26 protein-coding genes and 1 tRNA gene are annotated in these 23782 nt (G+C 60.0%); 14 read left to right on the forward strand and 13 right to left on the reverse strand.

The window, feature by feature from the left end:
• Positions 1 to 66: 66 nt before the first annotated feature.
• Positions 67 to 918, reverse strand: a complete 852-nt coding sequence (locus J3A65_RS19140; protein WP_162759428.1) for a tetratricopeptide repeat protein — start codon at positions 916 to 918, stop codon at positions 67 to 69.
• Positions 919 to 1073: 155 nt separating this feature from the next.
• Between J3A65_RS19140 and J3A65_RS19145 the strand changes: the two genes are divergently transcribed.
• The 4 genes from J3A65_RS19145 (at position 1074) to J3A65_RS19160 (ending at position 4264) form a co-directional block, all read left to right on the forward strand.
• The gene (locus J3A65_RS19145) at positions 1074 to 2468 is read left to right on the forward strand and encodes a leucyl aminopeptidase family protein (protein ID WP_209902842.1); all 1395 of its coding nucleotides are present in this window, start codon (positions 1074 to 1076) and stop codon (positions 2466 to 2468) included.
• Positions 2469 to 2541: 73 nt separating this feature from the next.
• Complete coding sequence (locus J3A65_RS19150) at positions 2542 to 2895, forward strand: MarR family winged helix-turn-helix transcriptional regulator (protein WP_113166920.1); 354 nt, start codon at positions 2542 to 2544, stop codon at positions 2893 to 2895.
• A 48-nt stretch (positions 2896 to 2943) separates the two neighbouring features.
• Positions 2944 to 3792, forward strand: coding sequence for an NlpC/P60 family protein (locus J3A65_RS19155; RefSeq protein WP_209902844.1), 849 nt, complete (start codon positions 2944 to 2946; stop codon positions 3790 to 3792).
• Positions 3793 to 3895: 103 nt separating this feature from the next.
• Positions 3896 to 4264 carry a hypothetical protein gene (locus J3A65_RS19160; protein WP_062454111.1) on the forward strand — a complete coding sequence of 123 codons (369 nt, stop codon included), beginning with the start codon at positions 3896 to 3898 and terminating at the stop codon, positions 4262 to 4264.
• A gap of 123 nt (positions 4265 to 4387) precedes the next feature.
• Here the strand turns inward: J3A65_RS19160 and J3A65_RS19165 are convergent.
• The 3 genes from J3A65_RS19165 to J3A65_RS19175 all read right to left on the reverse strand — a co-directional run bounded on the left by J3A65_RS19165 (position 4388) and on the right by J3A65_RS19175 (position 5802).
• A tRNA-Leu gene (locus J3A65_RS19165) sits at positions 4388 to 4474 on the reverse strand.
• A 91-nt stretch (positions 4475 to 4565) separates the two neighbouring features.
• Complete coding sequence (locus J3A65_RS19170) at positions 4566 to 4877, reverse strand: SelT/SelW/SelH family protein (protein ID WP_062454110.1); 312 nt, start codon at positions 4875 to 4877, stop codon at positions 4566 to 4568.
• A 16-nt stretch (positions 4878 to 4893) separates the two neighbouring features.
• Positions 4894 to 5802 carry an NAD(P)-dependent oxidoreductase gene (locus J3A65_RS19175; RefSeq protein WP_209902847.1) on the reverse strand — a complete coding sequence of 303 codons (909 nt, stop codon included), beginning with the start codon at positions 5800 to 5802 and terminating at the stop codon, positions 4894 to 4896.
• 50 nt (positions 5803 to 5852) lie between these two features.
• Between J3A65_RS19175 and J3A65_RS19180 the strand changes: the two genes are divergently transcribed.
• From J3A65_RS19180 to J3A65_RS19190, 3 genes are all read left to right on the forward strand, one after another.
• Positions 5853 to 6041 carry a YegP family protein gene (locus J3A65_RS19180; RefSeq protein ID WP_062454108.1) on the forward strand — a complete coding sequence of 63 codons (189 nt, stop codon included), beginning with the start codon at positions 5853 to 5855 and terminating at the stop codon, positions 6039 to 6041.
• 126 nt (positions 6042 to 6167) lie between these two features.
• Positions 6168 to 6461, forward strand: a complete 294-nt coding sequence (locus tag J3A65_RS19185; protein ID WP_062454107.1) for a hypothetical protein — start codon at positions 6168 to 6170, stop codon at positions 6459 to 6461.
• 156 nt (positions 6462 to 6617) lie between these two features.
• Complete coding sequence (locus tag J3A65_RS19190) at positions 6618 to 6869, forward strand: hypothetical protein (RefSeq protein ID WP_062454106.1); 252 nt, start codon at positions 6618 to 6620, stop codon at positions 6867 to 6869.
• Positions 6870 to 6921: 52 nt separating this feature from the next.
• Here J3A65_RS19190 and J3A65_RS19195 read toward each other — a convergent pair whose 3' ends face one another.
• The 3 genes from J3A65_RS19195 to J3A65_RS19205 form a co-directional block, all read right to left on the reverse strand.
• Positions 6922 to 9867, reverse strand: a complete 2946-nt coding sequence (locus J3A65_RS19195) for a PAS domain-containing protein (protein ID WP_209902849.1) — start codon at positions 9865 to 9867, stop codon at positions 6922 to 6924.
• 220 nt (positions 9868 to 10087) lie between these two features.
• Positions 10088 to 11911 carry a translation elongation factor 4 gene (gene lepA, locus J3A65_RS19200; RefSeq protein WP_209902851.1) on the reverse strand — a complete coding sequence of 608 codons (1824 nt, stop codon included), beginning with the start codon at positions 11909 to 11911 and terminating at the stop codon, positions 10088 to 10090.
• Between the two features lie 72 nt (positions 11912 to 11983).
• Positions 11984 to 13231: an MFS transporter gene (locus J3A65_RS19205; RefSeq protein ID WP_209902853.1), complete on the reverse strand. Its 1248-nt coding sequence runs from the start codon at positions 13229 to 13231 to the stop codon at positions 11984 to 11986.
• 172 nt (positions 13232 to 13403) lie between these two features.
• Between J3A65_RS19205 and J3A65_RS19210 the strand changes: the two genes are divergently transcribed.
• Positions 13404 to 13982, forward strand: a complete 579-nt coding sequence (locus J3A65_RS19210) for a helix-turn-helix transcriptional regulator (RefSeq protein ID WP_209903623.1) — start codon at positions 13404 to 13406, stop codon at positions 13980 to 13982.
• Positions 13983 to 13998: 16 nt separating this feature from the next.
• Positions 13999 to 14520 (forward strand): GNAT family N-acetyltransferase, encoded by a 522-nt coding sequence (locus J3A65_RS19215; protein ID WP_209902856.1) that lies wholly within the window; start codon positions 13999 to 14001, stop codon positions 14518 to 14520.
• Positions 14521 to 14560: 40 nt separating this feature from the next.
• On the opposite strand, the gene J3A65_RS19220 is transcribed toward J3A65_RS19215, so the two are convergent.
• Both J3A65_RS19220 and J3A65_RS19225 read right to left on the reverse strand, forming a co-directional pair.
• Entirely contained in the window at positions 14561 to 15706 is a 1146-nt protein-coding gene (locus tag J3A65_RS19220; protein WP_245341717.1) for an MFS transporter, read from the reverse strand.
• Positions 15707 to 15849: 143 nt separating this feature from the next.
• Positions 15850 to 16467, reverse strand: a complete 618-nt coding sequence (locus tag J3A65_RS19225; RefSeq protein WP_209902860.1) for a TetR/AcrR family transcriptional regulator — start codon at positions 16465 to 16467, stop codon at positions 15850 to 15852.
• Between the two features lie 143 nt (positions 16468 to 16610).
• Here J3A65_RS19225 and J3A65_RS19230 point away from each other — a divergent pair, with 143 nt between their 5' ends.
• On the forward strand, positions 16611 to 16778 hold the full coding sequence (locus J3A65_RS19230) for a hypothetical protein (protein WP_184654217.1): 168 nt from the start codon (positions 16611 to 16613) through the stop codon (positions 16776 to 16778).
• Positions 16779 to 16871: 93 nt separating this feature from the next.
• On the opposite strand, the gene J3A65_RS19235 is transcribed toward J3A65_RS19230, so the two are convergent.
• Entirely contained in the window at positions 16872 to 17972 is a 1101-nt protein-coding gene (locus J3A65_RS19235; RefSeq protein ID WP_113109343.1) for a TRAP transporter substrate-binding protein, read from the reverse strand.
• 163 nt (positions 17973 to 18135) lie between these two features.
• Positions 18136 to 19242, reverse strand: a complete 1107-nt coding sequence (locus J3A65_RS19240; protein WP_062580107.1) for a TRAP transporter substrate-binding protein — start codon at positions 19240 to 19242, stop codon at positions 18136 to 18138.
• A 254-nt stretch (positions 19243 to 19496) separates the two neighbouring features.
• Here J3A65_RS19240 and mbfA point away from each other — a divergent pair, with 254 nt between their 5' ends.
• The gene (gene mbfA / locus J3A65_RS19245; protein WP_209902862.1) at positions 19497 to 20480 is read left to right on the forward strand and encodes an iron exporter MbfA; all 984 of its coding nucleotides are present in this window, start codon (positions 19497 to 19499) and stop codon (positions 20478 to 20480) included.
• A gap of 124 nt (positions 20481 to 20604) precedes the next feature.
• Here the strand turns inward: mbfA and J3A65_RS19250 are convergent, their stop codons facing one another.
• Positions 20605 to 21147: a transglutaminase-like cysteine peptidase gene (locus J3A65_RS19250; protein WP_244474020.1), complete on the reverse strand. Its 543-nt coding sequence runs from the start codon at positions 21145 to 21147 to the stop codon at positions 20605 to 20607.
• 207 nt (positions 21148 to 21354) lie between these two features.
• Positions 21355 to 22155, reverse strand: coding sequence for an alpha/beta hydrolase (locus J3A65_RS19255; RefSeq protein ID WP_209902864.1), 801 nt, complete (start codon positions 22153 to 22155; stop codon positions 21355 to 21357).
• Positions 22156 to 22374: 219 nt separating this feature from the next.
• On the opposite strand from J3A65_RS19255, the gene infC reads away from it, so the two are divergent.
• The 3 genes from infC (at position 22375) to rplT (ending at position 23759) form a co-directional block, all read left to right on the forward strand.
• Positions 22375 to 22911 carry a translation initiation factor IF-3 gene (infC, locus tag J3A65_RS19260; protein WP_062454094.1) on the forward strand — a complete coding sequence of 179 codons (537 nt, stop codon included), beginning with the start codon at positions 22375 to 22377 and terminating at the stop codon, positions 22909 to 22911.
• A gap of 197 nt (positions 22912 to 23108) precedes the next feature.
• The gene (rpmI, locus tag J3A65_RS19265; RefSeq protein ID WP_046793986.1) at positions 23109 to 23312 is read left to right on the forward strand and encodes a 50S ribosomal protein L35; all 204 of its coding nucleotides are present in this window, start codon (positions 23109 to 23111) and stop codon (positions 23310 to 23312) included.
• A 42-nt stretch (positions 23313 to 23354) separates the two neighbouring features.
• Positions 23355 to 23759, forward strand: a complete 405-nt coding sequence (rplT, locus tag J3A65_RS19270; protein ID WP_062454093.1) for a 50S ribosomal protein L20 — start codon at positions 23355 to 23357, stop codon at positions 23757 to 23759.
• The last annotated feature ends 23 nt before the right edge of the window (positions 23760 to 23782 follow it).

The following is a 23782-nucleotide window of genomic DNA, read 5'->3' on the forward strand; positions in this document are numbered from 1 at the left end:
AGCAAAAACCGCCATCCCGATGGAAATGGCGGTTCTGTTTCGCTGGAATTGTCGAAACCGGCTGGATCAGTTGACCGCCGTCGTGCCCTTGTCGCTGTCGGCGAGTTTGCGCCAGGAGTTCTGCTGGGAGAGTATGGAGCGCAGGTAGGTCACGTTGGCATCGGCCTGCTGCTGGGAAAGTTCCCGGCGGGCAATGCCCTCTGCCTCTGCGAAGCGGCCCTGCAGACCGACGACAAGCGCCAGGTTCTGGCGAACGCGGCTGTCGGCACCCGGCTGCTGCGAGGCGTTCTTCATGTAGCTTTCGGCAGTCTTCAGATCGCCGGAGAGAACGTAGGACATGCCGAGGTTGGACATGACCGTCGGCTCGTTCGGCCGTGTGTTCAGGGCCTGGCGATATTTCGCGCGAGCTTCCTGCGAGCGGCCGAGCTGATCGAGAACGGCACCTTCCGCCGAATAGAGGCGCCAGTCGGGATGGTCAGGCGTCTGCGCGCGGTTGATCGTTGTCAGTGCCTGTTCGAGCTGGCCGGCACCTGCCTGTGCCTTGCCATAGGCGGAAAGGACATCGCGGTCTGCAGGATGCGCAATCGCCACCTGCTGCATTACGGCGAGTGCCTGGGTGTTCTTGCCGGTCATGCCGAGAACGTTGGCATAGCGCAGGCCGATATCCTTGTTGCTCGGGTTCTTGACATAAGCAGCGCCGATGGAGCGTTCCGCTTCAGCGAGTTCGCTTGCGTTCATGCCATCCAGCGGCGCAGCGGAGATCCTCTGGGGAATCGAGCCCGTCGTCAGCGTGTCGCGCTTGCTCGTGGTACACCCCGTCACAGACAGTGCCAGAAGAACGATCGCGGTTGCCTGCGCAAGCGGCGCGAGCGCGAACAGCCGGGACGAGCGAGACGGGGTGGCGACAGATGCAGTCATCGATGGCGATCTCGTTGGGGGCGTCGTTCAATCGTCGTCCGCTCTTGCAGCCGATTGTCGTCGGCGCTTTGCGAACACATTTGAAAGACAGGAATAAACTGTTAACCCTAACAGACCGTTAAAATGAACGTTTCCAGATCCTTGCGAAGGTTGCCATGACCCCATACCAGCATACCGTCCGTCCAGCATTGTTCAGCCAGAAGGGCGCTACGACCCGGCCCGTCCACGCCGTCACGCCCGCGGATCTGGAGAACGGTCGTCTCGACGCGGCGGTCACCGACTGGGCGAAGGCTGCAGGCTTCAAGGCCGAAGCCGGCGCATTCACCTTGCTGCCGGGCAAGAACGGCGGCGTCGCCGGCGCGCTGTTCGGACTGGGCAAGAACCCGTCGGAGCAACCGTTCGTCGCGGGAAAGCTGTCAAAGCTGCTTCCGCCAGGGGATTGGCACGTGGAAGGCGAGGGCGTATCGCCCGAGCAGTTCGCGCTCGGATTTGGTCTCGGCAGCTATTGCTTCAGCCGTTACAAGACCGAGAAGCCGAAAGATGTTCGCGTCGCTGTCGGTTCCTCTGCGGATCCGGCAGATCTCGAACGCCAGCTTGCCGGCGTGTTCCTCGCCCGCGACCTCGTCAACATACCCACCAACGAGATGGGTCCGGACGAACTGGACGCGGCATTCCGGGCGCTCGGCACACATTACGGCGCAACCGTCACCACGATCGTCGGTGAGGATCTGCTGGAACAGAACTTTCCGCTCATCCACACGGTCGGTCGCGCCAGCGCCTCGCAGCCGCGTCTCCTCGAGATGCGCTGGGGCAAAAAGGGCGATCCGCGGGTCACGCTGGTCGGCAAGGGCGTGTGCTTCGATACCGGCGGTCTCGACATCAAGGGCGCCGCCAACATGGCGCTGATGAAGAAGGACATGGGCGGTGCCGCCAATGTCATGGGTCTTGCGTTGATGATCATGGATGCAGGCCTCGCGATCGATCTCCAGGTTCTTGTCCCCGCCGTCGAAAACTCGATCTCATCCAACGCCTTCCGTCCCGGCGACATCTACAAGAGCCGCAAGGGCATCACCGTCCAGATCGACAACACCGATGCGGAAGGCCGGCTCGTGCTGGCCGATGCGCTCGCCTATGCGGACGAGACCCCGCCGGACCTGCTGATCGACATGGCGACGCTGACGGGTGCTGCACGCGTCGCGCTCGGCACCGAACTCGCCCCCTATTTCACCGACGACGAGGATCTTTCCACCAGACTTACGGCAGCAGCAGGCTCGCAGGCGGATCCGATGTGGCGACTCCCGCTGTGGATGGGCTACGACAAGGACATCCGGTCCCGCGCCGCCGACATTACGAACGCGCCCTCCGGCGGCATGGCCGGTGCGATTACCGCGGCGCTGTTTCTCAAACGCTTCGTCACGGCCGCAAAGAGCTGGGTGCATTTTGATATCTATGCCTGGGTTGCAGCGGACAAGCCGCATGCTTCCGTCGGCGGCGAAGCATTCGCGATCCGGGCGCTCTACAAGGTCATCAAGGATATGGCGGCGAGGTAAGATCGCGGGGCATCAAACGAAGCGGTAAGATCTCGCACCTAAGATGGACGCGACACGCAATCTTGGAGGCGGGATGGCCGCAGACTTAACCGCAACGCAGGCACTCGGCCTCTGGCATCGCGTTTCGCTGGAACAGGTGAAGCGCGACGAGCGGGATCTTACCCTGCGCCAGTTGTCGATCCTCTTGCATATCTATCTCGTGCCGCCGCCCCACACGGTACGTGGCTTGGCCGCCACCCTCGACGTCACCAAGCCGGTGATCACCCGCGCACTCGATACGATGGGTGCGCTCGGTCTGGTCGATCGGGTGAGGGACGAGCGCGATCGCCGCAATGTCGTGATAAAGCGGACCGTTGCCGGCGCCCTCTACCTCGAAAATCTCGGCGACCTCATCATCCGTGAAAGCCGCCCCACGGCTGCCGCATAGTGCAACGAACCTGCTGATAACTCCGATCTGACCTTGGAACACACAAAGATGACCGATCTCGACAAACGCCTCCATGCCTACCGTGCCGACCTTGCCGATGCGGCGCTCGAAGGTCGCGTCCATTCCGATCGATTTGTGCAGGGCGTCGCGGCACAAATCGCCGTGCCCGTTGCCCCGCTTCGACCTTCACCGAATCTGGAAAGTGGAATCGACACGCAACTTCTGTTCGGCGAAACCGTGCGCGTCTTCGACCGCAAGGACGGCTTCGTCTGGGTCCAGGCCGATCAGGATGGCTATGTCGGCTACCTGCCGGACGTGATGCTCGATGTCGTCGAGCAGGCGACGCACCGTATCGTGACGCAGCGCACCTTCGTCTATCCAGGCCCGGAATTGCGCAAGCCGCCGCTTCGCGCACTGTCGATGGGCAGCCGCGTGACGATCGTCGGCAAAAGCGAAACCCGCGGCACCCACTATTTCACGCTGGCCGGCGGCGGCGCCGTAATTGCCGACCACTGCCTGCCGATCTCGGAAGTTGCCGGCGACGACTATGTCGCGGTCGCTCTCCGGTTCCTGGAAACGCCCTATCTCTGGGGCGGCCGAACAGGCTTCGGCATCGACTGCTCCGGCCTCGTCCAGCTGTCGATGGCGATGATCGGCAAACCGGTACCGCGTGACAGCGACATGCAGGCAGCCTTTGGTGGGAGAATCGATGCCGAGGATCTCCGCCGCGGCGATCTCGTCTTTTGGAAGGGCCATGTCGGAATCATGGAAGACCCGGAAACCCTGCTCCACGCCAACGGCCACACGATGACTGTGGCGCGCGAAAATTTCAAAGCCGCTGTGGAGCGGATAGGCTGGCTCTACGGACAGCCGACCGATTACCGCCGCTTTCCATGATCCGGGCGCAACGATCACGCAAATGTGGGATCGCATCCGCTGGCACCGTGGCGTTGCACCTCTTATTTCGTGAAGGTGATAGAGTGCCGACAGGGACAGAAAAATGCTGAAGGGTGCATGGATTTTACCAGCCGCGATGCTGATGGGGGTCGTCGTAACGGCCCTTGTTCCTGATGACACGATGGCTGCGGAAGGCGACGTGTTCACCCAGTCGCCCCAGACCTTCTTCAAGAACCTGCCCGGCGTGAAACCGACGGAAAGCCTCGTCAAGTCGGATCCCGATTCCTATTCGTGCACCAGTGATATCGGCTACGTCTCGGAATTGAGGTCAGGGCCGGGCGCCCGCTTCTGGGATGACGTGCCGCGGCGGCTGTATCACTGCGAAACGAACAACGGCATTCGCTATACGGGCACGCAGATGCCGAATACGCACTGGGTCCCAGGCATCAACCCGCGGCATCTTCCGAAGTAGAGCGGAGGTGTTTACGCGTTCATTCCACCCGCAGGAACTACTTGAGATCCGAAAATTTCAACAGCAGAAAAGCCGTGTGTGAGGATCTCACACACGAGCTAACTGCATATTTCTAAATGGGAATGGTGCCCAGAAGAGGACTCGAACCTCCACACCCTTTCGGGTACCAGCACCTGAAGCTGGCGCGTCTACCAATTCCGCCATCTGGGCGACGGAGAGCGATGTACGAGGGACACCGGGTCAAGTCAACAGGGTTTTTGAAGTTTTCATGTCAGGCCCCGAAAAACTTTCGAAAACCGTCCTAACCTGCGGTGTCGACTTCGGTTTTGGCTTGGTGTCGGTCGATATGGCCAAGGTCCCGGTCGGGGTCGAGGATATCGCGAACCCGCTGCTTCAATTCCTTGGGACCAGGAAAACCGCCATCGCGTTTGCGCTCCCAGATCAACGCGCCGTCGATGCGGATTTCGAATGCTCCGCCGGTGCCTGGGATAAGCCCGACCTCGCCCAGCGAATCACCGAATGTCTGCAGCAGTTCCTGCGCCATCCAGCCCGCCCGTAGCAGCCAGTTGCACTGGGTGCAGTATAAAATGGTGATATGCGGTTTGTCGGGCATGCAACTGAACTCCTGTTTAATCCGCGTCGGCAACCAGTTTGACCATGGTCGCAAGGTCTGCGGCGCCATAGCCTGCGGCGAGCGCCGCCTCGAAGCTTGCAAGCGACGCCGAGATCGCAGGGATGGAGATCCCGAGCTCCTCTGCAAAATCGCGCACCAGCCGCGCATCCTTCACCGCACCCGACACAGGAAACCCGACCGTGTCCGTCTCACCTGAAATGACAGGAAGCCTGCTCTTCATCGCCGGGCTCGCAGCCGGGCTTCCCGCAAGGATTTCTAGGATCTTCGCTGAAGAGAGGCCGGCGCTCTTGCCTAGCAGCAGTGCCTCCTTGAGATTCTGCCACAGTCCCATCAGCATCATGTTGTTGACGAGCTTGGCCGATGCGCCATCTCCGAGTTTCCCCACATGCAGCGCACGGTCGGAAAGCGTTTCCGCAACGGGCCGGAAGCGCTCGTGGTCTTCAGGCGAGCCGCCGATATAAAGCCCGACCTTTCCCTGAAGCAGCATCTCCGGGCCGCCGGCGATCGGCGCGTCGAGGAGGGCGGCGCCCGATCGACCGATGGCCTCCTGGTGGCTCCGCAGAGTCATAGGGCTGACCGTGCTGGTATCGACGATCAGCTTGCCCGTAAGGGCCGTGGCCGCGAGTGTGTTAAGCACATCATGCACTGCCTGATCGTCGATCAGGGCAAGAATGATGACGTCGGAACGCTCTGCTAGGGAGGAAAGGTCTTCAACGGCATCAATGCCGAGAGCCCTCTGCCGCGCACCAAAAGCGTCGCTTCGGCTCCAGCCGATGACGGCGAAGCCCCGTTGTGCGAGGCGCGTCGCCATGGCGCTTCCCATTCGTCCAAGACCGACGATACCCACCCGTTCTTTGTTCAAATCCGTTTCCTTCATGGCAGGCGCATATCCCTCTTGTTCCATCCCTTATCCAGTGGCATCTTCTTGTTTAGGGTCAGCTGAGGGAGGCTAAATTGTACAAGTTTCAGGTCTACAAGGACAAGACTGGCGAGTTCCGTTTCCGCTTCAAAGCGTCGAACGGCGAAACGATGTTTATCTCTGAAGGATACAAGCAGAAGGCGTCGGCAATCAACGCGATCGAATCGATCAAGAAGAATGCGCCTGGTGCCACAACCGAAGACGGTACAACCGCCACCGTTTGACGGTTTGAACGTTCGTCTGCCGCATTCCAACGTAAGGTTTTAGCGCAGACACAATGTCCGATCCGCAGATCTTTGGAACAAATTCCCTGTGGTCGCATTGTCTCTGCTGAAACGGAGGAAACAAACATGGCTTACGATCCAAACTCGAATAACACCCGCCCTGACCTTCGCACCACCCCGGAGACGCGCAAAAGCTCTTCCTGGATGGGCTGGGTAGCCATTCTGGCAGTTATCGTCGTCGGCGCGTTTGTCTGGTCGCAGATGGGTGGCTCGACCACCGATCCTGCCACGACATCCTCGACCGCAACGCCGCCTGCTGTCACGGAACCGGCAGCACCTGCTCCGGCAACGCCAGCAGCACCTGCTCCGGCCGCACCGGCTCCTGCTGCACCGGCAACGGGCGGTACGACCCAGCCGTAACAGGCAGGGAAAGACCATCGATCGAACCGCTCGTCCGCAAGGACGGGCGGTTTTTCGTTTGCGGGGGACGCCCCCCGCGTCGTTAACCCTTTGTTAACCAAATTTGCCGACCCTTCGATGACGCCTCAACCCCATCCGTCAGTCGAAGGAGAGAGCATGAAGCTCGTTACCATCGAAAACAAAATCGTCGAGAACAGCCATCATACGTTGATCGTGATGCGGGATGGCCCCACCTGCCAGGCGGTCCGGGTCCTCAACGATGACGGAATCGGCAGCGTGCGATCAAAGCTCTCCCTGATGGAGACGATCGCCAGCCGCAAACTGGACCATGGGGAAGTGGCATTCGACGGCTGCGTCTGGATCACACCGGCGGACCTTCCGCATCCCTTCCTCCCGGCGAAACATTGAAGGCGCCGGGGCGTGATGCAGGCAACAGGCCCCGGCCATGCGGGGATCCGTACTACGAACCCGCGTTGACGCCTGCCAGAACCGCCGCAAGGTCCATCTCGTTATAAGGCTTCTGCAGAAGGCGGGAGCCGGGTGGCGCGTTGTCCGGCTTGTGGCTCTCTCCCGTTGCGAACACGACGGTCAGGTCGGGCTTTTCCGCCACGGCACGCACCGCCAGATCACCGCCGACTGTATCCGGCAGGCCGATATCGGTGATCAGGACATCGATCGAATTGCTTTCGAGCTCGACCAGCGCTTCTTTTCCTGTCCCAGCCTCGATTACCTGATGGCCGAGTTCGGCAAGCATCTCGGCCGTGTTTCCCCGGATCAGAAAGTCGTCTTCGACCAGCAGGATCGTCAGCGTTTTTGGCGTCGCGGCGGCAACTTCGGCAACGGGCTTGACTGTTTCCGCCCTGGGGGCGGTCGCCTGGTCCACCTGCTTCTGGTTGGCGATGACATGGCGAATACGGCGCGCCAAAGCCTCGCGGGTATAGGGTTTGGACAAGAGCTCGACACCGGCATCCAGAATGCCGCCGTGGACGATGGAATTTTCAGTGTAGCCGGAGGTGAATAGCACCGCGAGATGCGGCAGGCGCTCCTTTGCGCGACGCGCCATTTCGCGGCTCTTCAGAGGGCCCGGCATCACGACGTCGGTAAAGATGACGTCGATTGGAATGCCGCTCTCGACCACGTTGAGGCCGGCCTGTGCATCCTTTGCCGTCAGGACGCGGTAGCCGAGATCGGTCAGCGTCTCGAAAACGGTGTTGCGTACCGCCTCGTCGTCTTCCACGACCAGCACGGTTTCCGAGCCGCCGACGACCGGGCCGGCCTGGACGACCACTTCGCGGTCCTCATCGGCGACGGACCGCGGCAGGTAGACCTTCACGGTCGTGCCCTCGTTCACCTCGCTGTAGATCTTCACATGCCCGCCGGACTGCTTGACGAAGCCGTAGACCATGGACAGTCCCAATCCGGTTCCCTTGCCCTCTGGCTTGGTGGAAAAGAACGGCTCGAACACTTTATCGAGAATATCTGGCGCCATGCCGGCGCCCGTGTCCGTCACGGCCAGCATCACGTATTGACCGGGCGTGACTTCAACATGGGTGCGGGCGTAATCCTGGTCGAGAAAGGCGTTACCCACCTCAACCGTCAACTTGCCGGACCCCTCCATCGCATCACGTGCGTTGATTGCGAGGTTCAGAAGCGCGTTTTCGACCTGCGTCGGGTCGGCATAGGTGTTCCAGAGCCCGCCGCTGGCAATTACCTCGACCTCAACCGCCTCACCGAGCGACCGGCGCAGCAGATCGTCCATTCCGGCAATAAAGCGGCTGATGTTGATGACGCGTGGCTCCAGCGCCTGCCGGCGGCCGAAAGCCAGCAACTGGCTGGCAAGCTTTGCACCGCGGCTGACGCCGGCAAGCGCATTGCCGACACGCCGTTCCGCCTGTGCATTGCCGACAATGTCCTTGGCCAGGAGCTGAAGATTGCCGGCAACGACCTGCAACAGGTTGTTGAAGTCATGCGCAACGCCCCCGGTCAGCTGACCGATCGATTCCATCTTCTGCGCCTGCTGCAATGCCCGTTCGGCCTGGCGCCTCTCGGCGATCTCCGATTCGACGCGGGCTTCCAGGCTTTCGTTCAGCTGTCTCAGCTGTTCCTCTGCCCGCAGGCGGTGGCGGACCTGCCGTTCCAGGTTGCTGGCATGGTCCTGCAGGTTCGATTCGGCTTCCCGCTGCTCGGTGATATCGGTATGGACACCTACCCATTCCTCGATGTCGCCCGAGGAACCGATGATCGGCACGCCGCGGATGGCAAAGGTACGATAGAGGCCGTCATGGCGGCGGACGCGATGTTCCCAGACATAGGTGGATTTGGACGCGACGGCCGCCTGCCAGCTGGCGACCGAACCTTCCCGATCGTCGGGATGCACGGCATCTGCCCAGCCGTAGTCCTGGTATTCGTCGAAACGCTGGCCGGTCAGCGTGGCCCAGGCCGTCTGTTCGCCCAGCATCCGGCCGTCGGCGGTGTTGGTCCACAGCACGCCATGGATGGCCGCGACCGCGGCCCGGAACCGTTCATTGCTGCGACGAAGTGCGTTCTCGGATTGTTTGCGGTCCTCGATATCGATGATCAGCACATAGATGCCGTCGATCTCACCCTTGGAGGTGAAGCGCGGAACGTAGCGGATTTCGGCTGTCCGTTCTTCTCCGTCAGGACGTTTGATCACCGTGTCCGTGATCACCCGTTCGCCGGAGAGCGCTTTTTGAAGCAATGGTATGCGGGCAGCGTAATAGGCGTTGCCGATCACCTCCGCGGCATGCTTGCCAATGACGTCGCTGGCGGCTAGTCCGAACCACTCCTGATAACCGTCATTGGCGAAGCGATAGACATGGTCGCGGTCGAGGAACCCGACGAGGATGGGGAGCGCGTTGGTAAGGCGGCTGAGCTCTTCCTGGCTCTGAGCCAAGGCGTTCAGCGCGTGCACCTTCTCGGTGTTTTCGAGCACCGTGCACAGGACACCGTCGACCTTGCCGGTTTCGTCGTAGATCGGCGTGTAGAACAGGTCGAAGACGACATCCTCAGGCGATCCATGACGGTTCAGCACCATGACTTGGTCGCGGAAGGACTGGACCTCTCCCCGAAAGCCGGCTTCAAGGATTGTCTTGTTCCATTCCCAGATTTCCGGCCAGACAGCGGAAACCTTGTCACCGAGCGCGCGTGGATGATAATCCCCGGCAATCTCCTTGTAGCCGTCATTGTAGATCATCACATGGTCGTCGCCCCACATCAAAACCTGCGGGATCGGCGAATTGACCATCGAGTTGACCTTGATCCGCAGATGCGAAGGCCAGTCTTTGATCAGCCCGAGAGACGTCTTCGTCCAATCGAACTGGCGTATGAGCTCGCCGGTCTCGCCTCCGCCAATAGGCCAATGCGCGGATACGACCTGATAGTTCATGACGTCACCAAATGCGTGTGATGGAATAGGCGCCGGTAATATGCCGTCAATCGGCGGTTTTCAAAGCAATTTTTGCAGATTATCAAACTTTGGACGGCGCGATCTGTTCGTTTATTGCGGTCCGGCCCAGATCTTTTGATTCCTGTCCCGAAATGATCCGGCTGACTGAGCAATCGGCGAGTAAAAAGGGCCGGTTCTTTCGAACCAGCCCCTGTGCAAATCAATCGTCTTTCATCTTCAGCGCTGCAATGAATGCTTCCTGCGGAATGTCGACTTTGCCGAACTGCCGCATGCGCTTCTTGCCTTCCTTCTGCTTGTCGAGCAGCTTGCGCTTGCGGGTGGCGTCGCCGCCGTAGCACTTCGCCGTCACGTCCTTGCGCATCGCAGAAATCGTCTCGCGGGCAATCACGTTGCCGCCGATGGCTGCCTGGATCGGGATCTTGAACATGTGCCTGGGGATCAGATCCTTCAGCTTCTCGCACATGTCGCGGCCTCGCTTTTCGGCAGCAGTCCGGTGCACCAGCATCGACAGCGCGTCGACAGGCTCGCCATTCACCATGATCGACATCTTCACGAGGTTGCCCTCCTGATAGCCGTGCAGGTGGTAGTCGAACGAGGCATAGCCCTTGGAGATCGACTTCAGGCGGTCGTAGAAATCGAACACCACTTCGTTGAGCGGCAGTTCATAGGTCAGCATGGCGCGCTTGCCCACATAGGTGAGCTCCGTCTGAATGCCGCGCCGATCCTGGCAAAGCTTCAGGATGCCGCCGAGATAATCGTCCGGGGTCAGGATCGTCGCCTTGATCCACGGCTCGCGGATTTCCGAGATCTTGACGACATCGGGCATGTCGGCCGGGTTGTGCAGCTCGCGCTCGGAACCGTCGGTCATGGTCAGCTGATAGACCACGGAAGGCGCGGTTGCGATCAGATCGAGGTTGAATTCGCGTTCCAGGCGCTCCTGGATGATTTCGAGATGCAGGAGGCCAAGGAAGCCGCAACGGAAACCGAAGCCCAGAGCCGCAGACGATTCCATCTCGAACGAGAACGAAGCGTCGTTGAGGCGCAGCTTGCCCATCGCGGCGCGCAGGTCTTCGAAATCGGCTGCATCGACCGGGAACAGGCCGCAGAACACGACCGGCTGTGCAGGCTTGAAGCCGGGCAGGGCCTTGGCGGTCGGCTTCTTGTCTTCGGTAATGGTATCGCCGACGCGGGTATCGGCCACTTCCTTGATCGAGCCGGTAAAGAAACCGATCTCGCCCGGGCCGAGACTATCGACGGCCAGCATCTTCGGCGTCAGAACGCCGACTCGTTCCACCTGATATTTGGCGTCCGTGCCCATCATGCGGATGGTCTGGCCCTTGGAGAGCACGCCATCGAGAATGCGCACGAGAACCATGACGCCGAGATAGGTGTCGTACCAGCTGTCGACGAGCAGCGCCTTCAGCGGACCCTTGTCGCCCATCTCGCTCTTTGGCGGTGGCAGCTGGTTGACGATGGCTTCCAGAACGTCGGGAATGCCGAGGCCGGTCTTTGCCGAGATCAGCACGGCTTGGCTGGCATCGATGCCGATCACTTCCTCGATCTGTTCGCGGATGCGGTCGGGTTCGGCGGCCGGCAGGTCGATCTTGTTGAGGACCGTGACGATCTCGTGATTGTTGTCGATCGCCTGATAGACGTTGGCAAGCGTCTGCGCCTCGACGCCTTGGCTGGCATCGACGACCAGCAGCGATCCTTCGCATGCCGATAGCGAGCGCGACACTTCGTAGGCGAAGTCGACGTGGCCGGGCGTGTCGATCAGGTTGAGAACATAGGTCTCGCCGTTATTCGCCTTGTAATGCAGGCGCACGGTCTGGGCCTTGATGGTAATGCCGCGCTCGCGCTCGATATCCATCGAATCGAGAACCTGCTCGGACATGTCGCGTTCGGCAAGGCCGCCTGTCGTCTGGATCAGACGGTCGGCGAGCGTCGATTTGCCGTGGTCGATATGCGCCACGATCGAGAAATTGCGGATATGGTCAAGCGGCGTGCGGGAATTGGTGCTCATGGCTCGCGCATATAGCAGCGCCCGTGTCTGCCGCAAAGAGGGAAGATAACCTTTCGTTGAGGATGAAAGGCGTTAATTTCCGGGATTTACGGCTCCGGGTTCGGTCAGCGCTGCCGCATTGGGAAGCTGGGCGCTGCGCACTTCGTGGCTCTCGCGCTCCGCCTCGGGTGCCGGACCGCGTTCTTTCAGGCGCTGCAGCACGAACAGGCCATAGACGACAGCCACCGCCATCGCCGCAACGATAAAGGTCTTTCCGCCCAGAATAGGCGTCAGCATGGTGACCGCCAGCGGCACGATCGTCGCAGCCGTCGACCATGCCACGAGAAGCGTGGAAGACAGCGGCACGAAATCACCGGGGTCGGCGCGGTCGTTGGCATGGGCGTTGGCCACCGAATAGACCGTCTCGACAGAACCCCCGAAGATCAGGAACATGATCATCAGGAGATAGAGATGCGAGAAGGAGGAGAAAAACGCTCCGAAGCCGGCAAACACGATGAGCACGCAGGTGATCAAAAGCACATAGCGCCGGTCCATCCGGTCCGACAGGATGCCGAGCGGATACTGCACGAACAAAAGCCCCGTCTGCATCACGAACATCAGCATCGCGACATCGGTCTGCGACACGTTGTTGGTGGAGGCATAGATCGGCAGGAAGCCCTGCACCACCATCGAAAGACCGCCCGAGGCAAGCACGCCGACCAGACCGACCGGCGAGATCTTCCACGCCATCTTGATATCGACATTGACGCGCGCCGGTGCCGGCGGGTTCGGCAGGCGGGTCAGCCCGATCGGCAGGATCGCAAGCGCGGTAAAGAAAACCACCGCCAGCGGCGCAAGATTGCCGTCTGTCGGGATCTGGCCGAAAATCCAGTTGCCGCATCCAAGGCCCAGAACATAGGCCATGTAGAAGAACGACATCGCCTTGCCGCGCCATTCGTTGGAGGCGGCGTGGTTGAGCCAGCTCTGGGCGATGATGAAGTTGACGTTGGCAGCGGCGCCATAGATGCCGCGTGCAAAAATCCAGATATAGGCGGGAAGGTCGGCGGCGATCAGCACGGCTGCAATGATGACCATCGCCATCGAGCAGGCAAACAGCCGCGCATGGCCGACCCGCTTGATCAGCGGTCCGCCCAGCACGCAACCGACGAGGCCGCCGAATGCCACGGCCGTCACCGCAGCGCCGGCCGCCCAGGGAGCTTCCGATCGTGTCAGCATGAACGGCACATAGGCGAACATGATGCCGCTTCCGATCGCGGCGATCGTCATCGAGACGACGATGCTGGCGATTGAAAAGGGCGAGACAGCCGCTTGTCCGTTCATGTCGAAAATCCTGATTTTAGTGGACCCTCGGCGCTTCCGTCGCGGCTGCCTTGGTCGACGATCCATAGCGTATCGAATAGGACATTCGCTATCGCGGAAACGCCATCACCTGTAAAATTCATCCAGCCTTCGCAATTCGCTTGATTCCATCAAGAGAGAATTTATATCTCTGATAATGGAAAATTCAGACGGCGAAATCGAACTGGCAATTGGCGAAAGGCTGAAGGCGCTGCGGGCTTCCGCAGGGCTGACGCTGGACGAACTGTCGCTGCGGTCCGGTGTCAGTCGGGCCATGATTTCGCGCATTGAACGGGCAGAGGCAAGCCCGACAGCGGCGCTGCTGGCAAGGCTCTGCGAAGGACTGGGTCAAAGCCTCTCCACCTTCTTTGCGCCAGACGAGCAGTCATCATCACCTCTGTCGAAGAAGACCGAGCAAAGGCTGTGGCGCGATCCGACGACGGGATATCTGCGCCGCTCCGTCTCGCCGCCGGGCATGCCGACACCGGTCGATATCGTCGAGGTGGAGTTTCCGGCCGGCGCACGCGTCAGTTTCCCGCCGCGGGAGGAAAGCCGGGTCATGACCCAGCATGTCTGGCTGTTCGAGGGAGAACTGAACATGGTGCTCCCCGACATGACCCATCACCTTTTGCCGGGCGACTGCCTGTTCATGGATATCGGCGACGCCTTCGAATTCCACAATCCGAGTGATCGCCCCGCCCGCTACGCGGTAATCCTCAACCGCGGCCGCTGAACAACAGGAGCAAACAATGACCCCGACCATCCGTATCCTCGATGCCGCCGCCACCCGCGAGGCGATCCCCGATCTCAGTGACATCCTGTCCGACTGCATCAATGGCGGCGCATCGCTGGGCTTCATGCTGCCATTCGGGCCTCAGGATGCGACCGCATACTGGAACGGCATCGCAGACGAGGTGGAAAAGGGCACCATCATTCTGGCTGTCGCAGAGGTCGAGGGTCGAGCGGTCGGCACCGTCCAGATCGGTCTTGCGTCGAAACCGAACCAGCCGCATCGGGGAGACCTGATGAAACTCCTCGTCCACCGCGATGCCCGCGGCCTCGGCCTGTCGCGCAAGCTGATGGAGGCCGTCGAATCGGAAGCCGCAGGGCAGGGACGCACGCTTCTGGTGCTGGACACCGCAACCGGCAGCGACGCGGAACGCATCTATCCCCGGTTCGGCTGGGAACGCGTCGGCGTCATTCCGGATTATGCCCTGTGGCCGCAAGGCGGCCTCTGCGGCACGACGCTGTTTTACAAGCGGATCGGGTAAGCGCCATGAGTGGCCCGCAAAACACGCGGGCCATATCTCGTCATCGTTTTTCCGTGAGGAAATAAGCAAAGGCTGCGGCCGGCAGGGCGAGGCCGATCGCCGATGCGGCAAGCCAGCCGCCTTGCGCATAGGCCCAGGCGCCGATTGCCGAACCCAGTGCTCCGCCGACAAAGAAGGTTGCCATGAACAGGCCGTTCAAACGGCTGCGCAGCTCTGCATCAAGGCCGTAGATTGATCGCTGGCCGATCACCAGCGTCATCGACACGCCGAAATCGAGAGCGATGGCGGCCAGACCCAGCATCATCAGCGCAATGGTCGAACCTTCAGGCGCAATATGCGTCATCAGGAAGGCGGCAACGACGGCGAGGATGCCGAAGGCGGTTGCCGGCCTGCCAAGTCCGCGGTCGGCCAACCGTCCGGCGATCGGAGACGCAACGGCACCGGCGACGCCGACAAGCGCGAAGATGGCGATGGCGCCCTGTCCCAGCTGGAAAGCGGGCCCTGCCAGCAGCAGCGGCGTCACCGTCCAGAACAGGCTGAACGCGAAGAACTGGGCGAACTGGTAGAAGGACCGTCGGCGCAAAAGCGGCTGCGTCGTATAGATCCTTCCCATGGAAGCGATCAGGCCGGGATAGCTAAGCGTCGTCTTCGGCATGCGCCTGGGCAGGCGGAAGGACAGCACCAGACCGACGGCAACCATCACCGCAGCTGACAGGAAGAACACGGTATGCCACGACGATAATCCTGCAATGAAGCTCGCGACGGGTCGCGCCATCATGATGCCGATCATCAGCCCGCTCATGACGTTTCCAACGACCCGGCCGCGGCTCTCCTCCGGTGCAAGGTTTGCCGCAAACGGCACGATCATCTGCACCGCAGTGGAGGTGATGCCGATCGCAAGCGATGCCGCGAGGAACGGAAGCGGTGTCGTCGAGAGCCCGGCCGCGATCAGGGCAACGCTCGTGGCGGCAATCATCAGGATGATCAGCCGGCGGTTCTCGACGAGATCGCCGAGTGGCACCATGAACAGCAGGCCGAGCCCATAGCCGATCTGCGTCAGCGTGACGATCAGGCCGGTGGCGCTTTCGGAAAGGCCGATCGATGCGGCAATCGGGCCCGCAAGCGGCTGCGCGTAATAAAGGTTGGCGGCGATCAGCCCGGCCGCGGCGGCCATAGTGAAGGCCATTATCGGGGAGAGGGTGGGCGCTGCACTTGGCGATGTGGCCGCCGTTTCGACGTCCGGCGAAACCCGACGAGCGGGGGAAGGAACTGGGGATGTCATGGTGGGCTCTTGGGAGGAGAAAAGGGAGGGAGAAAAGAGACGTGCTGTCAGTCGAGAATTTTAAGCGCGGTTTCCACGGTGGCGATGGCGCGTTCCTGGCCCTGTCCGGCCTTTCCCGCGATCCGCAGACCCTGAATCACGGCGTAGAAGAACTGCGCCGTCACTTCGGGATCGCTCCGATCCGAAATCGATCCGTCCGCCTGGCCCTCCCGAACCAGGTTTTCGAACAGACCTTCAATCCGGGCTTGCGATACTTTCACGCGCAGATCCGTTTCGAGATCGAAGAGCGCAAGTTCGACGGCAGCGCCGACCACGAGGCAGCCGCGCCGGCCAAGTTCGCCATGCGCCGAGTTAGCATAGTGATGCAGCGCAAGGCGCATCCGTTCGCGGCCGTTGCCTCCCACCGAAATTGCCTCCGCAAGGGCTGCGTTGCGAACCTGCTTGTAGCGATCGAAGGACGCGAGAAAGATGGCCTTCTTGTCCTTAAACGCCTTGTAGAGGCTTCCGGCCGTCAGCCCCATCGCGTCCTTGAGGTCCGCAATCGACGTCGCGTGATAACCCTGCTCGGAAAACACGACGATCGCTTTGTCCAGCGCCGCTTCGATTTCGAACTCGCGCGGCCGGCCTGCCATTCGAGCAGTATCGGTGAGGGTTTCGATCGTCATAGTGGAATGCCTAATTAGGAAATGATCGTTTCCAAATAGGATCGGATTATGTTGTCGTCAAGGGAGATGTCGGTTTTTCGGGAACAGATCTTTGAGAGTTGAGTTGGAAACACCGTCACCAACCCCAAAAGCTGGAGGACATTATGAGCAAGAGTGACGTAGCACAGACCGTAAAGCGCGCAGAACGCCAGGTGGAAAACACCAGTTCCGGCGGCCACCTCGGTGGTACCTATTACGGACAGACCGCCGACGGGAAGACCGCGTCTACAAATACCAATGTCGGCAGCAATCGCCCCAACACCGGTAGCTAAGGTCATACAGGCCCATCTGAAGAGATAGGCCGAAGCTCTAAAAAGTTTTGAAAGCCCCGTCGCGTGCGGGGCTTTCGTCGTTTGGTCGGATGCTTAGAGCGTGCCTGCCCGCTGCTGCATCATCATGAACGTGTCGTAGCTGTATTCAGCAACCTGCGCCCAGAGATAGGAATCCTTCTTGAACGCCTGCTGGTGATCGTAGATCTTCTTGAAGGCCGGGCTCTTCTGGGAAAGCTCGGCATAGGTTTCCATCGCGGCCTTGAAACACACATCCAGAATGTCGCGGTTGAACGCTTTCAGGATCGCGCCTTCGCCAACCAATTTCTTCAAAGCGACAGCGTTATGGGCGTCGTAATTGGCAAGCATGCTCATGTTGGCTGCCGCGCAGGCATCGGTCAGGATCTGCTGGTAGCTCTTCGGCAGGCTGTTGAATTTTTCCAGGTTGAAGAAGGCATGCATGGCCGGGCCGCCTTCCCACCATGCCGGGTAGTAGTAGTATTTGGCGACCTTGACGAAGCCGAGCTTCTGATCGTCATACGGACCGACGAATTCGGTCGCATCGATCGTACCCTTTTCGAGCGCCGCATAGACATCGCCGCCGGCGATCTGCTGGGGCGTCACGCCGACCTTCTGCATCACCTGGCCGGCCAGGCCGGCAATGCGCATCTTCAGACCCTTCAGGTCGTCGATCGTGTTAATCTCCTTGCGGAACCAGCCGCCCATCTGCGTGCCGCTATTGCCGGCCGGCAGCGCATAAAGGCCGCGGGGCGCCAGGAACTCGTTGATCAGGTCGTTGCCGCCGTTCAGGAACCAGGCATTCGTCATGCGGGCATTGAGGCCGAACGGAATGGCGGTACCGAGCGCAAAGGCTGGATCCTGGCCGATGTAATAATAGGAGCATGTATGCGCCATCTCGACCGTGCCGTTGGCAACCGCATCGGCGGCCTGCAGAGCCGGCACCAGTTCACCGGCGCCATAGGTCTGGATGGTGAAATTGCCGTCCGTTGAATTCTTGACGCTGTTGGCGATCTGGGTCGCCGCATCGAAGATGATGTTCAGGCTCTTTGGAAAGGACGATGTCAGCCGCCAGGTGATCTTCGGACGCTCCTGGGCGATCGCCGGCGTGGCCAAAGCGGCAGCCGCGGCGCCGATGCCGGCAGTGGTAGCATTGTGCAGGAAACGTCTGCGATCCATGAAATATCCTCCTGAGATGTCTGAAAAATCTCGTTCAAGCCATCTTGGTCTTAAAGCGCTTCTCCCGGCTCCGACAAGAGGAATCGACAGCGTGCGCCCTGCCGCAAAAAGAAAACCCCGGGTTGAGCCGGGGTTTTCGGGTAACGCATGTCCGTGTCGATAATCAGAGCTTGCCGTTGCGCTGCTGGATCATCATGAATGTGTCGTAGGTGTAATCGGCGATCTGCGCCCAGAGATAGGCATCCTTCTTGAAGGCCTGCTGGCTGTCGTAGATCTTCTTGAAGGCGGCGTTCTTGGCCGTGAGCTCCGCGTAGGTTTCCTGCGCCGCCGCATAGCTGGCATCGAGGATCTGCTGGTTGAATGCCTTCAGCACGGCGCCTTCCGACACCAGCTGACGCAGCGCCTTGGCGTTGCTCGCATCGTAGCGCGCCAGCATGTTCATGTTGGCGTTGGCGCAGGCATCTTTCAAAATGCGCTGGTAGCTCTTCGGCAGGCTGTTGAACTTGTCGCGGTTGAAGAACGCGTGGACGGCCGGGCCGCCTTCCCACCATGCCGGATAGTAGTAGTATTTCGCGACCTTCACGAAGCCGAGCTTCTGATCGTCATACGGACCGACGAATTCGGTCGCGTCGATCGTGCCCTTTTCCAGCGCCGCATAGACGTCGCCGCCGGCGATCTGCTGCGGCGTGACGCCGAGCTTGGTCATCACCTGGCCGGCAAGACCGGCGATGCGCATCTTCAGACCCTTCAGGTCGTCGATCGTGTTGATCTCCTTGCGGAACCAGCCACCCATCTGGGCACCCGTATTGCCGGCCGGCAGCGCATAGAGATTGTAGTTGCCGAGGAATTCGTTGAGCAGGTCGTTGCCGCCGCCGATCGAGAACCAGGAGTTCGTCTGGCGGGCATTAAGACCGAAGGGCACCGACGTCCCGAGCGCGAATGTCGGATCCTTGCCGATATAATAGTAGGAGCAGGTATGCGCCATTTCGACGGTGCCGTTGGAAACAGCGTCTGCCGCCTGAAGGCCGGGCACAATTTCGCCGGCCGCGAATGTGTGGATGGTGAAGTTGCCGTCCGTCGCTTCCTTGACGCTTTGCGCGATATCGGTGGATGCGGCCCAGAGGATGTCGGTGTTCTTGGTAAAGGAGGATGTCATCCTCCAGGTGAGCTTGGGGCTTTCCTGCGCGATCGCGGGAGCGGCCAAAGCCCCGGCTGCAACTGCGCCGATTCCGGCGGTCCCTGCCTGCCGAAAGAAATGTCTGCGGTTCATACGGGTCATGCCTTTCTGACTGGCCCTTGACGGCCGGTAACTTCATTTCACCGGTCCTCACCGGCGTCTGCTCTTAATCCGATCATTTCGTCACCGGCAAGTAAAAAGTGCAGGAAGTTGCGCTGCGCTGCAGCATTGGTTTGCGAATATTGCGCGCGATTTTTTTTCTCAAACGGATTGAAGGGCACGGTTGGGAGTGACTTGAACTTTCACACAAAAAAGTTAGGTTAGAATTATTCTAATAAGGAGCTTCGATGTTCACTCGTTTGGTGCCCGGGTCCCGCCGGGCGTTTTTGTCGCTGAGCGAAGAGGAAATCCTCGCTCTTGCCATCTCGTCGGAAGAGGAGGATGCGCGCATCTATCTCTCCTACGCGAAGAACCTGAAAGAGGCATATCCGAGCTCCGCAAGGGTGTTCGAGGACATGGCCGAGGTCGAGCAGACGCACAAGAACATGCTGATCCAGATGTTTCGCTCCCGCTTCGGCGAGAACATTCCGCTGATCCGCAGAGAGCATGTGCAGGGATTTTACGCCCGCAAGCCCGACTGGCTGATGCGCAATCTGCCGCTCGACAAGATCCGCGAACAGACGGAAGCGATGGAGCGCCAGGCGGCACGGTTCTATCGCGAGGCCGCCAAAAGGGTATCGGATGCCTCGACGCGGCAGCTCCTGGGCGATCTGGCCTTGGCCGAGGACGGGCATGAAGAAATCGCCCGGATGCTCGGCGAAAAGCACGTAACCGAGGAAACGCGTTCGGAAGAAGACCTGTCTGCCCGGCGTCAGTTTATCCTGACCTATGTCCAGCCCGGGCTTGCCGGCCTTATGGACGGTTCGGTTTCGACACTGGCGCCGATCTTTGCGGCAGCATTCGCCACGGGCGATACTTGGTCGACCTTCCTGATCGGTCTGTCGGCATCGGTCGGTGCGGGTATCTCGATGGGCTTTACCGAAGCGGCACACGACGATGGCAAGATTTCCGGTCGCGGCTCCCCCATCAAGCGCGGATTTGCCTCAGGCATCATGACCGCCATCGGCGGGCTTGGCCATACGCTGCCCTATCTCATTCCGCATTTCTGGACGGCCACTATCGTTGCGGCGATCATCGTCTTCTTCGAACTCTGGGCGATCGCCTTCATCCAGAACCGATACATGGAGACACCGTTCTTCAAGGCTGTCTTCCAGGTCGTGTTCGGCGGCTCGCTGGTCCTGGCCGCCGGTATCCTGATCGGCAACGGATAAGGCGCAGGTTATCGGTTCGCCGCAGCCGGCGCATCGACAGCAAAAAAGAAGACCCGCCGCTGCAAAGCAGGGCGGGTCTTGTCATTTCGACCGGTTGATACGGCCCGTCGTCTGCAAGCCGGCTCTACCGGAGAGCGCCGACGAGAAGGTCGCGGCCATTTTCGATGGTGACCCAACGCCCTGCGTTGAACGAAGCCTGGCGCTTCAGGAACGTGTAATGCGTAGCCGTCCAGGGCAGGACATCGTTATCAAGATTGTCGAGAATGAAATCTCCATCCGCAGTGCGAAGCGTCAGAACGGCGTGACCTTCTCCATCCGGCTTGCGCACGACCGTCATCAGAAGGTCGGAATAACTGAAGCCTGCTTCGGCCAGTTCCTTGCGCTTCTGCAACGCGAAATCCTCGCAGTCGGCGAAGATGGTCGGATAGGTCCAGAACTCTTCCCGACCGTAAGCATCCATGTCGGTCTTGGCTATATAGCGCTCGTTGACTTCCAGGTTGATCCGGCGAACCGTTTGCCAGCTGTCTTCGTTGAGTTTGGGAGCGGGCGCCGACCGGCTCTTCAGAGAACATTCCGCGGGGAGGCGCTGGCAGAACTCAAAATGGCCGATCGGTTGCGACGTCACGTCACCGGTCACCATCGATGCAATCGACCGCGGAGCCGGCATTGCGGCGCCCGCAGGCACCAGCGCGCACAAAAGGATCACCGCAAAGCGCCGTACCAGCAAGGCTTTCATCATGACCCGTCCCTTAAAGTCCTAACGAAAAGTTAAGGGCCGAATGGGGGTCAAGTCAATCGTTCAGGTTTTGTTAATCTTCATTAAAACTGCTTTATGGTTAACAATGCTGCATTCTCGCATCAGCCCAAAATTTACTCATTTATTTATTAGGCCCATGATTGCACCCCTCATTTTTTCGATATCCTGAGGCCTGGAAAGGCGGTGATCACCGTCACGTACAAGCGTCAGCGTCACGTCGTCGGCAGGCAGGAATTCCATGAGTTTCAGCGCGTGTTCATAAGGCACGTCGCGGTCGTTCATTCCCTGAAGGATATGCACAGGGCAACCGGTTTCGATAATGCCGGTCAGTACTCGGTTGCGTGCTCCATCCTCAAGCAGGTCGCGGGTGTAGATATCAGGTTCGCTGCTATATTCGGAGGGTTCCTCGACATAGCCGTTGACAGCAAGCGACTGTCGCTGCTCTTCCGTCAGATGCGGCTCGATCAGCTCCCCCGTAAAATCGGGGGCGGGGGCAATCAGCACCATACCCTCGACTTTGGGCGACCCGCCACGCTTCTTAAGCTCTTGGGCCACACGAAGCGCGATCCAGCCGCCCATCGACGAGCCGACCAGCACTACGCTCTTGGGTTTCGTGTGGTCGAGCACGGCAAGAGCCTCCTCCAGCCAGCGGGAAATCGTGCCGTCGCGAAACGCGCCGCCGGAGACGCCGTGGCCGGAATAGTCGAAGCGGATGCACTCGGTGCCGAGCGTCTCGGCCAGCGCGTCGAGTTCGACGGCTTTGGTGCCCGTCATGTCCGATCGGTAGCCGCCGAGCCAGACGAAAGCCGCGTTGTCATTGGAAGCGGATGCCGGCCTGACGAGAATTGCGATCTCGCGCATTGTCTCTGCGGTGCCAACCGGAATGCGGATAAGGTCTGATGGGGCGGTCGCTGACATGTGGGTCTCCTTGACGTCGCAGCCTCCGATTGCGTCAAACAGAGGCATCCTGAAAGGCGGGCATCTATAAATCACATTGTCAGACGATTGCAGCAGGTGATTTTTCCCCGCGTATATGGTATTGACATCTATCCAGTGATGACGACATTCCGCTTTCGGCTGCAGCCAAGCGAGGAATTGTCGTTGCTGCGTGCTGAAATTATCTAGGAGAACACGACCATTCGCAGACCATTCAAAGCCGATGCCCCCGTCAAGGAAGGCCCGCGCTCAAACCGGGAAATCCGCGTTCCCAAGGTCCAGCTTATCGATGCCGAAGGCTTGAATCTCGGTGCGATACCGACCGACCAGGCCCTCAAGATGGCCGAGGACGCCGGACTCGATCTCGTCGAGATCTCGCCGAACAACGATCCGCCGGTATGCAAGATCCTCGATCTTGGTAAGCTGAAATACGCGAACCAGAAGAAGGCGTCCGAAGCGCGCAAGAAGCAGAAGATCGTCGAAATCAAAGAAATCAAGATGCGCCCGAACATCGACACCCATGACTATGAGGTGAAGATGAAGGCGATGAACCGTTTCTTTGAAGAAGGCGACAAGGTAAAGGTGACGCTGAAGTTCCGTGGCCGCGAAATGGCCCACCAGGAACTCGGCATGAAGCTTCTGCTGCAGGTCAAAGAAGACACTGTTGAAATTGCCAAGGTGGAAGCCGAGCCCAAGCTCGAAGGCCGCCAGATGATGATGGTGCTGGCGCCGAAGTAAGCGCCACGCCAATCGCCCCGTGCCTCTGGAAGGTCAGGGCATCGGCGTTGTCACGCCATTCTTCTTATACCATTGCGCTTTCGATCCTCTGCGGTTATAAGCGCGCGTCCGAACGGTCCGGCAGGGCATGCCGTGGCAGTTCAAAATGCTTGGAATTCGCATCGTCTGCGGATCCGATACAATTATGGAGTAGCAAAATGCCCAAGATGAAGACGAAATCGGCTGCCAAGAAGCGATTCAAGGTAACCGCGACCGGTAAGGTCGTTGCCGCCGCTGCTGGCAAGCGCCACGGCATGATCAAGCGTTCCAACAAGTTCATCCGCGATGCACGCGGCACGATGATCCTCGCTGAGCCTGACGGCAAGAAGGTTATCAAGAACTACCTGCCGAACGGTCTCTAAGACTCATTCGACGATTTGGAACAGTTTTAAGGAGATCATGACATGGCACGCGTAAAACGTGGCGTAACTTCCCGCGCCAAGCACACCAAGACACTCAAGGCAGCCAAGGGCTTCTACGGCCGCCGCAAGAATACCATCCGCGCCGCAAAGGCAGCAGTCGATCGTTCGCGTCAGTTCGCAACGCGCGACCGTCGCGTCAAGAAGCGCAACTTCCGCGCTCTCTGGATCCAGCGTATCAACGCCGCTGTGCGCGAATCCGGCCTGACCTACGGCCGCTTCATCGACGGCCTCAACAAGGCTGGCATCGAAGTCGACCGCAAGGTTCTGTCCGACCTGGCAATCCATGAGCCTGCAGCATTCGGCGCTCTCGTCGAAGCTTCCAAGACGGCTCTGGCCTACCTCAAGGACGCCGGCACGAAGAACGAGTTTGAAAGCGCGGTCAAGTAACCAGCGCTTCCCAAGCTTGTAGC

This window comes from Rhizobium sp. PvP014, from assembly GCF_017876855.1.
Taxonomy (GTDB): Bacteria; Pseudomonadota; Alphaproteobacteria; order Rhizobiales; family Rhizobiaceae; genus Neorhizobium; species Neorhizobium soli.

Excerpts from the sequence above, each read along its gene's own strand:
- J3A65_RS19140 (WP_162759428.1), bottom strand. The coding sequence starts at position 918 with ATGACTGCATCTGTCGCCACCCCGTCTCGCTCGTCCCGGCTGTTCGCG.
- J3A65_RS19145 (WP_209902842.1), top strand. The coding sequence starts at position 1,074 with ATGACCCCATACCAGCATACCGTCCGTCCAGCATTGTTCAGCCAGAAG.
- J3A65_RS19150 (WP_113166920.1), top strand. The coding sequence starts at position 2,542 with ATGGCCGCAGACTTAACCGCAACGCAGGCACTCGGCCTCTGGCATCGC.
- J3A65_RS19155 (WP_209902844.1), top strand. The coding sequence starts at position 2,944 with ATGACCGATCTCGACAAACGCCTCCATGCCTACCGTGCCGACCTTGCC.
- J3A65_RS19160 (WP_062454111.1), top strand. The coding sequence starts at position 3,896 with ATGCTGAAGGGTGCATGGATTTTACCAGCCGCGATGCTGATGGGGGTC.
- J3A65_RS19170 (WP_062454110.1), bottom strand. The coding sequence starts at position 4,877 with ATGCCCGACAAACCGCATATCACCATTTTATACTGCACCCAGTGCAAC.
- J3A65_RS19175 (WP_209902847.1), bottom strand. The coding sequence starts at position 5,802 with ATGGAACAAGAGGGATATGCGCCTGCCATGAAGGAAACGGATTTGAAC.
- J3A65_RS19185 (WP_062454107.1), top strand. The coding sequence starts at position 6,168 with ATGGCTTACGATCCAAACTCGAATAACACCCGCCCTGACCTTCGCACC.
- J3A65_RS19190 (WP_062454106.1), top strand. The coding sequence starts at position 6,618 with ATGAAGCTCGTTACCATCGAAAACAAAATCGTCGAGAACAGCCATCAT.
- J3A65_RS19195 (WP_209902849.1), bottom strand. The coding sequence starts at position 9,867 with ATGAACTATCAGGTCGTATCCGCGCATTGGCCTATTGGCGGAGGCGAG.
- lepA (WP_209902851.1), bottom strand. The coding sequence starts at position 11,911 with ATGAGCACCAATTCCCGCACGCCGCTTGACCATATCCGCAATTTCTCG.
- J3A65_RS19205 (WP_209902853.1), bottom strand. The coding sequence starts at position 13,231 with ATGAACGGACAAGCGGCTGTCTCGCCCTTTTCAATCGCCAGCATCGTC.
- J3A65_RS19215 (WP_209902856.1), top strand. The coding sequence starts at position 13,999 with ATGACCCCGACCATCCGTATCCTCGATGCCGCCGCCACCCGCGAGGCG.
- J3A65_RS19220 (WP_245341717.1), bottom strand. The coding sequence starts at position 15,706 with ATGGCCTTCACTATGGCCGCCGCGGCCGGGCTGATCGCCGCCAACCTT.
- J3A65_RS19225 (WP_209902860.1), bottom strand. The coding sequence starts at position 16,467 with ATGACGATCGAAACCCTCACCGATACTGCTCGAATGGCAGGCCGGCCG.
- J3A65_RS19230 (WP_184654217.1), top strand. The coding sequence starts at position 16,611 with ATGAGCAAGAGTGACGTAGCACAGACCGTAAAGCGCGCAGAACGCCAG.
- J3A65_RS19235 (WP_113109343.1), bottom strand. The coding sequence starts at position 17,972 with ATGGATCGCAGACGTTTCCTGCACAATGCTACCACTGCCGGCATCGGC.
- J3A65_RS19240 (WP_062580107.1), bottom strand. The coding sequence starts at position 19,242 with ATGAACCGCAGACATTTCTTTCGGCAGGCAGGGACCGCCGGAATCGGC.
- mbfA (WP_209902862.1), top strand. The coding sequence starts at position 19,497 with ATGTTCACTCGTTTGGTGCCCGGGTCCCGCCGGGCGTTTTTGTCGCTG.
- J3A65_RS19250 (WP_244474020.1), bottom strand. The coding sequence starts at position 21,147 with ATGCCGGCTCCGCGGTCGATTGCATCGATGGTGACCGGTGACGTGACG.
- J3A65_RS19255 (WP_209902864.1), bottom strand. The coding sequence starts at position 22,155 with ATGTCAGCGACCGCCCCATCAGACCTTATCCGCATTCCGGTTGGCACC.
- rpmI (WP_046793986.1), top strand. The coding sequence starts at position 23,109 with ATGCCCAAGATGAAGACGAAATCGGCTGCCAAGAAGCGATTCAAGGTA.
- rplT (WP_062454093.1), top strand. The coding sequence starts at position 23,355 with ATGGCACGCGTAAAACGTGGCGTAACTTCCCGCGCCAAGCACACCAAG.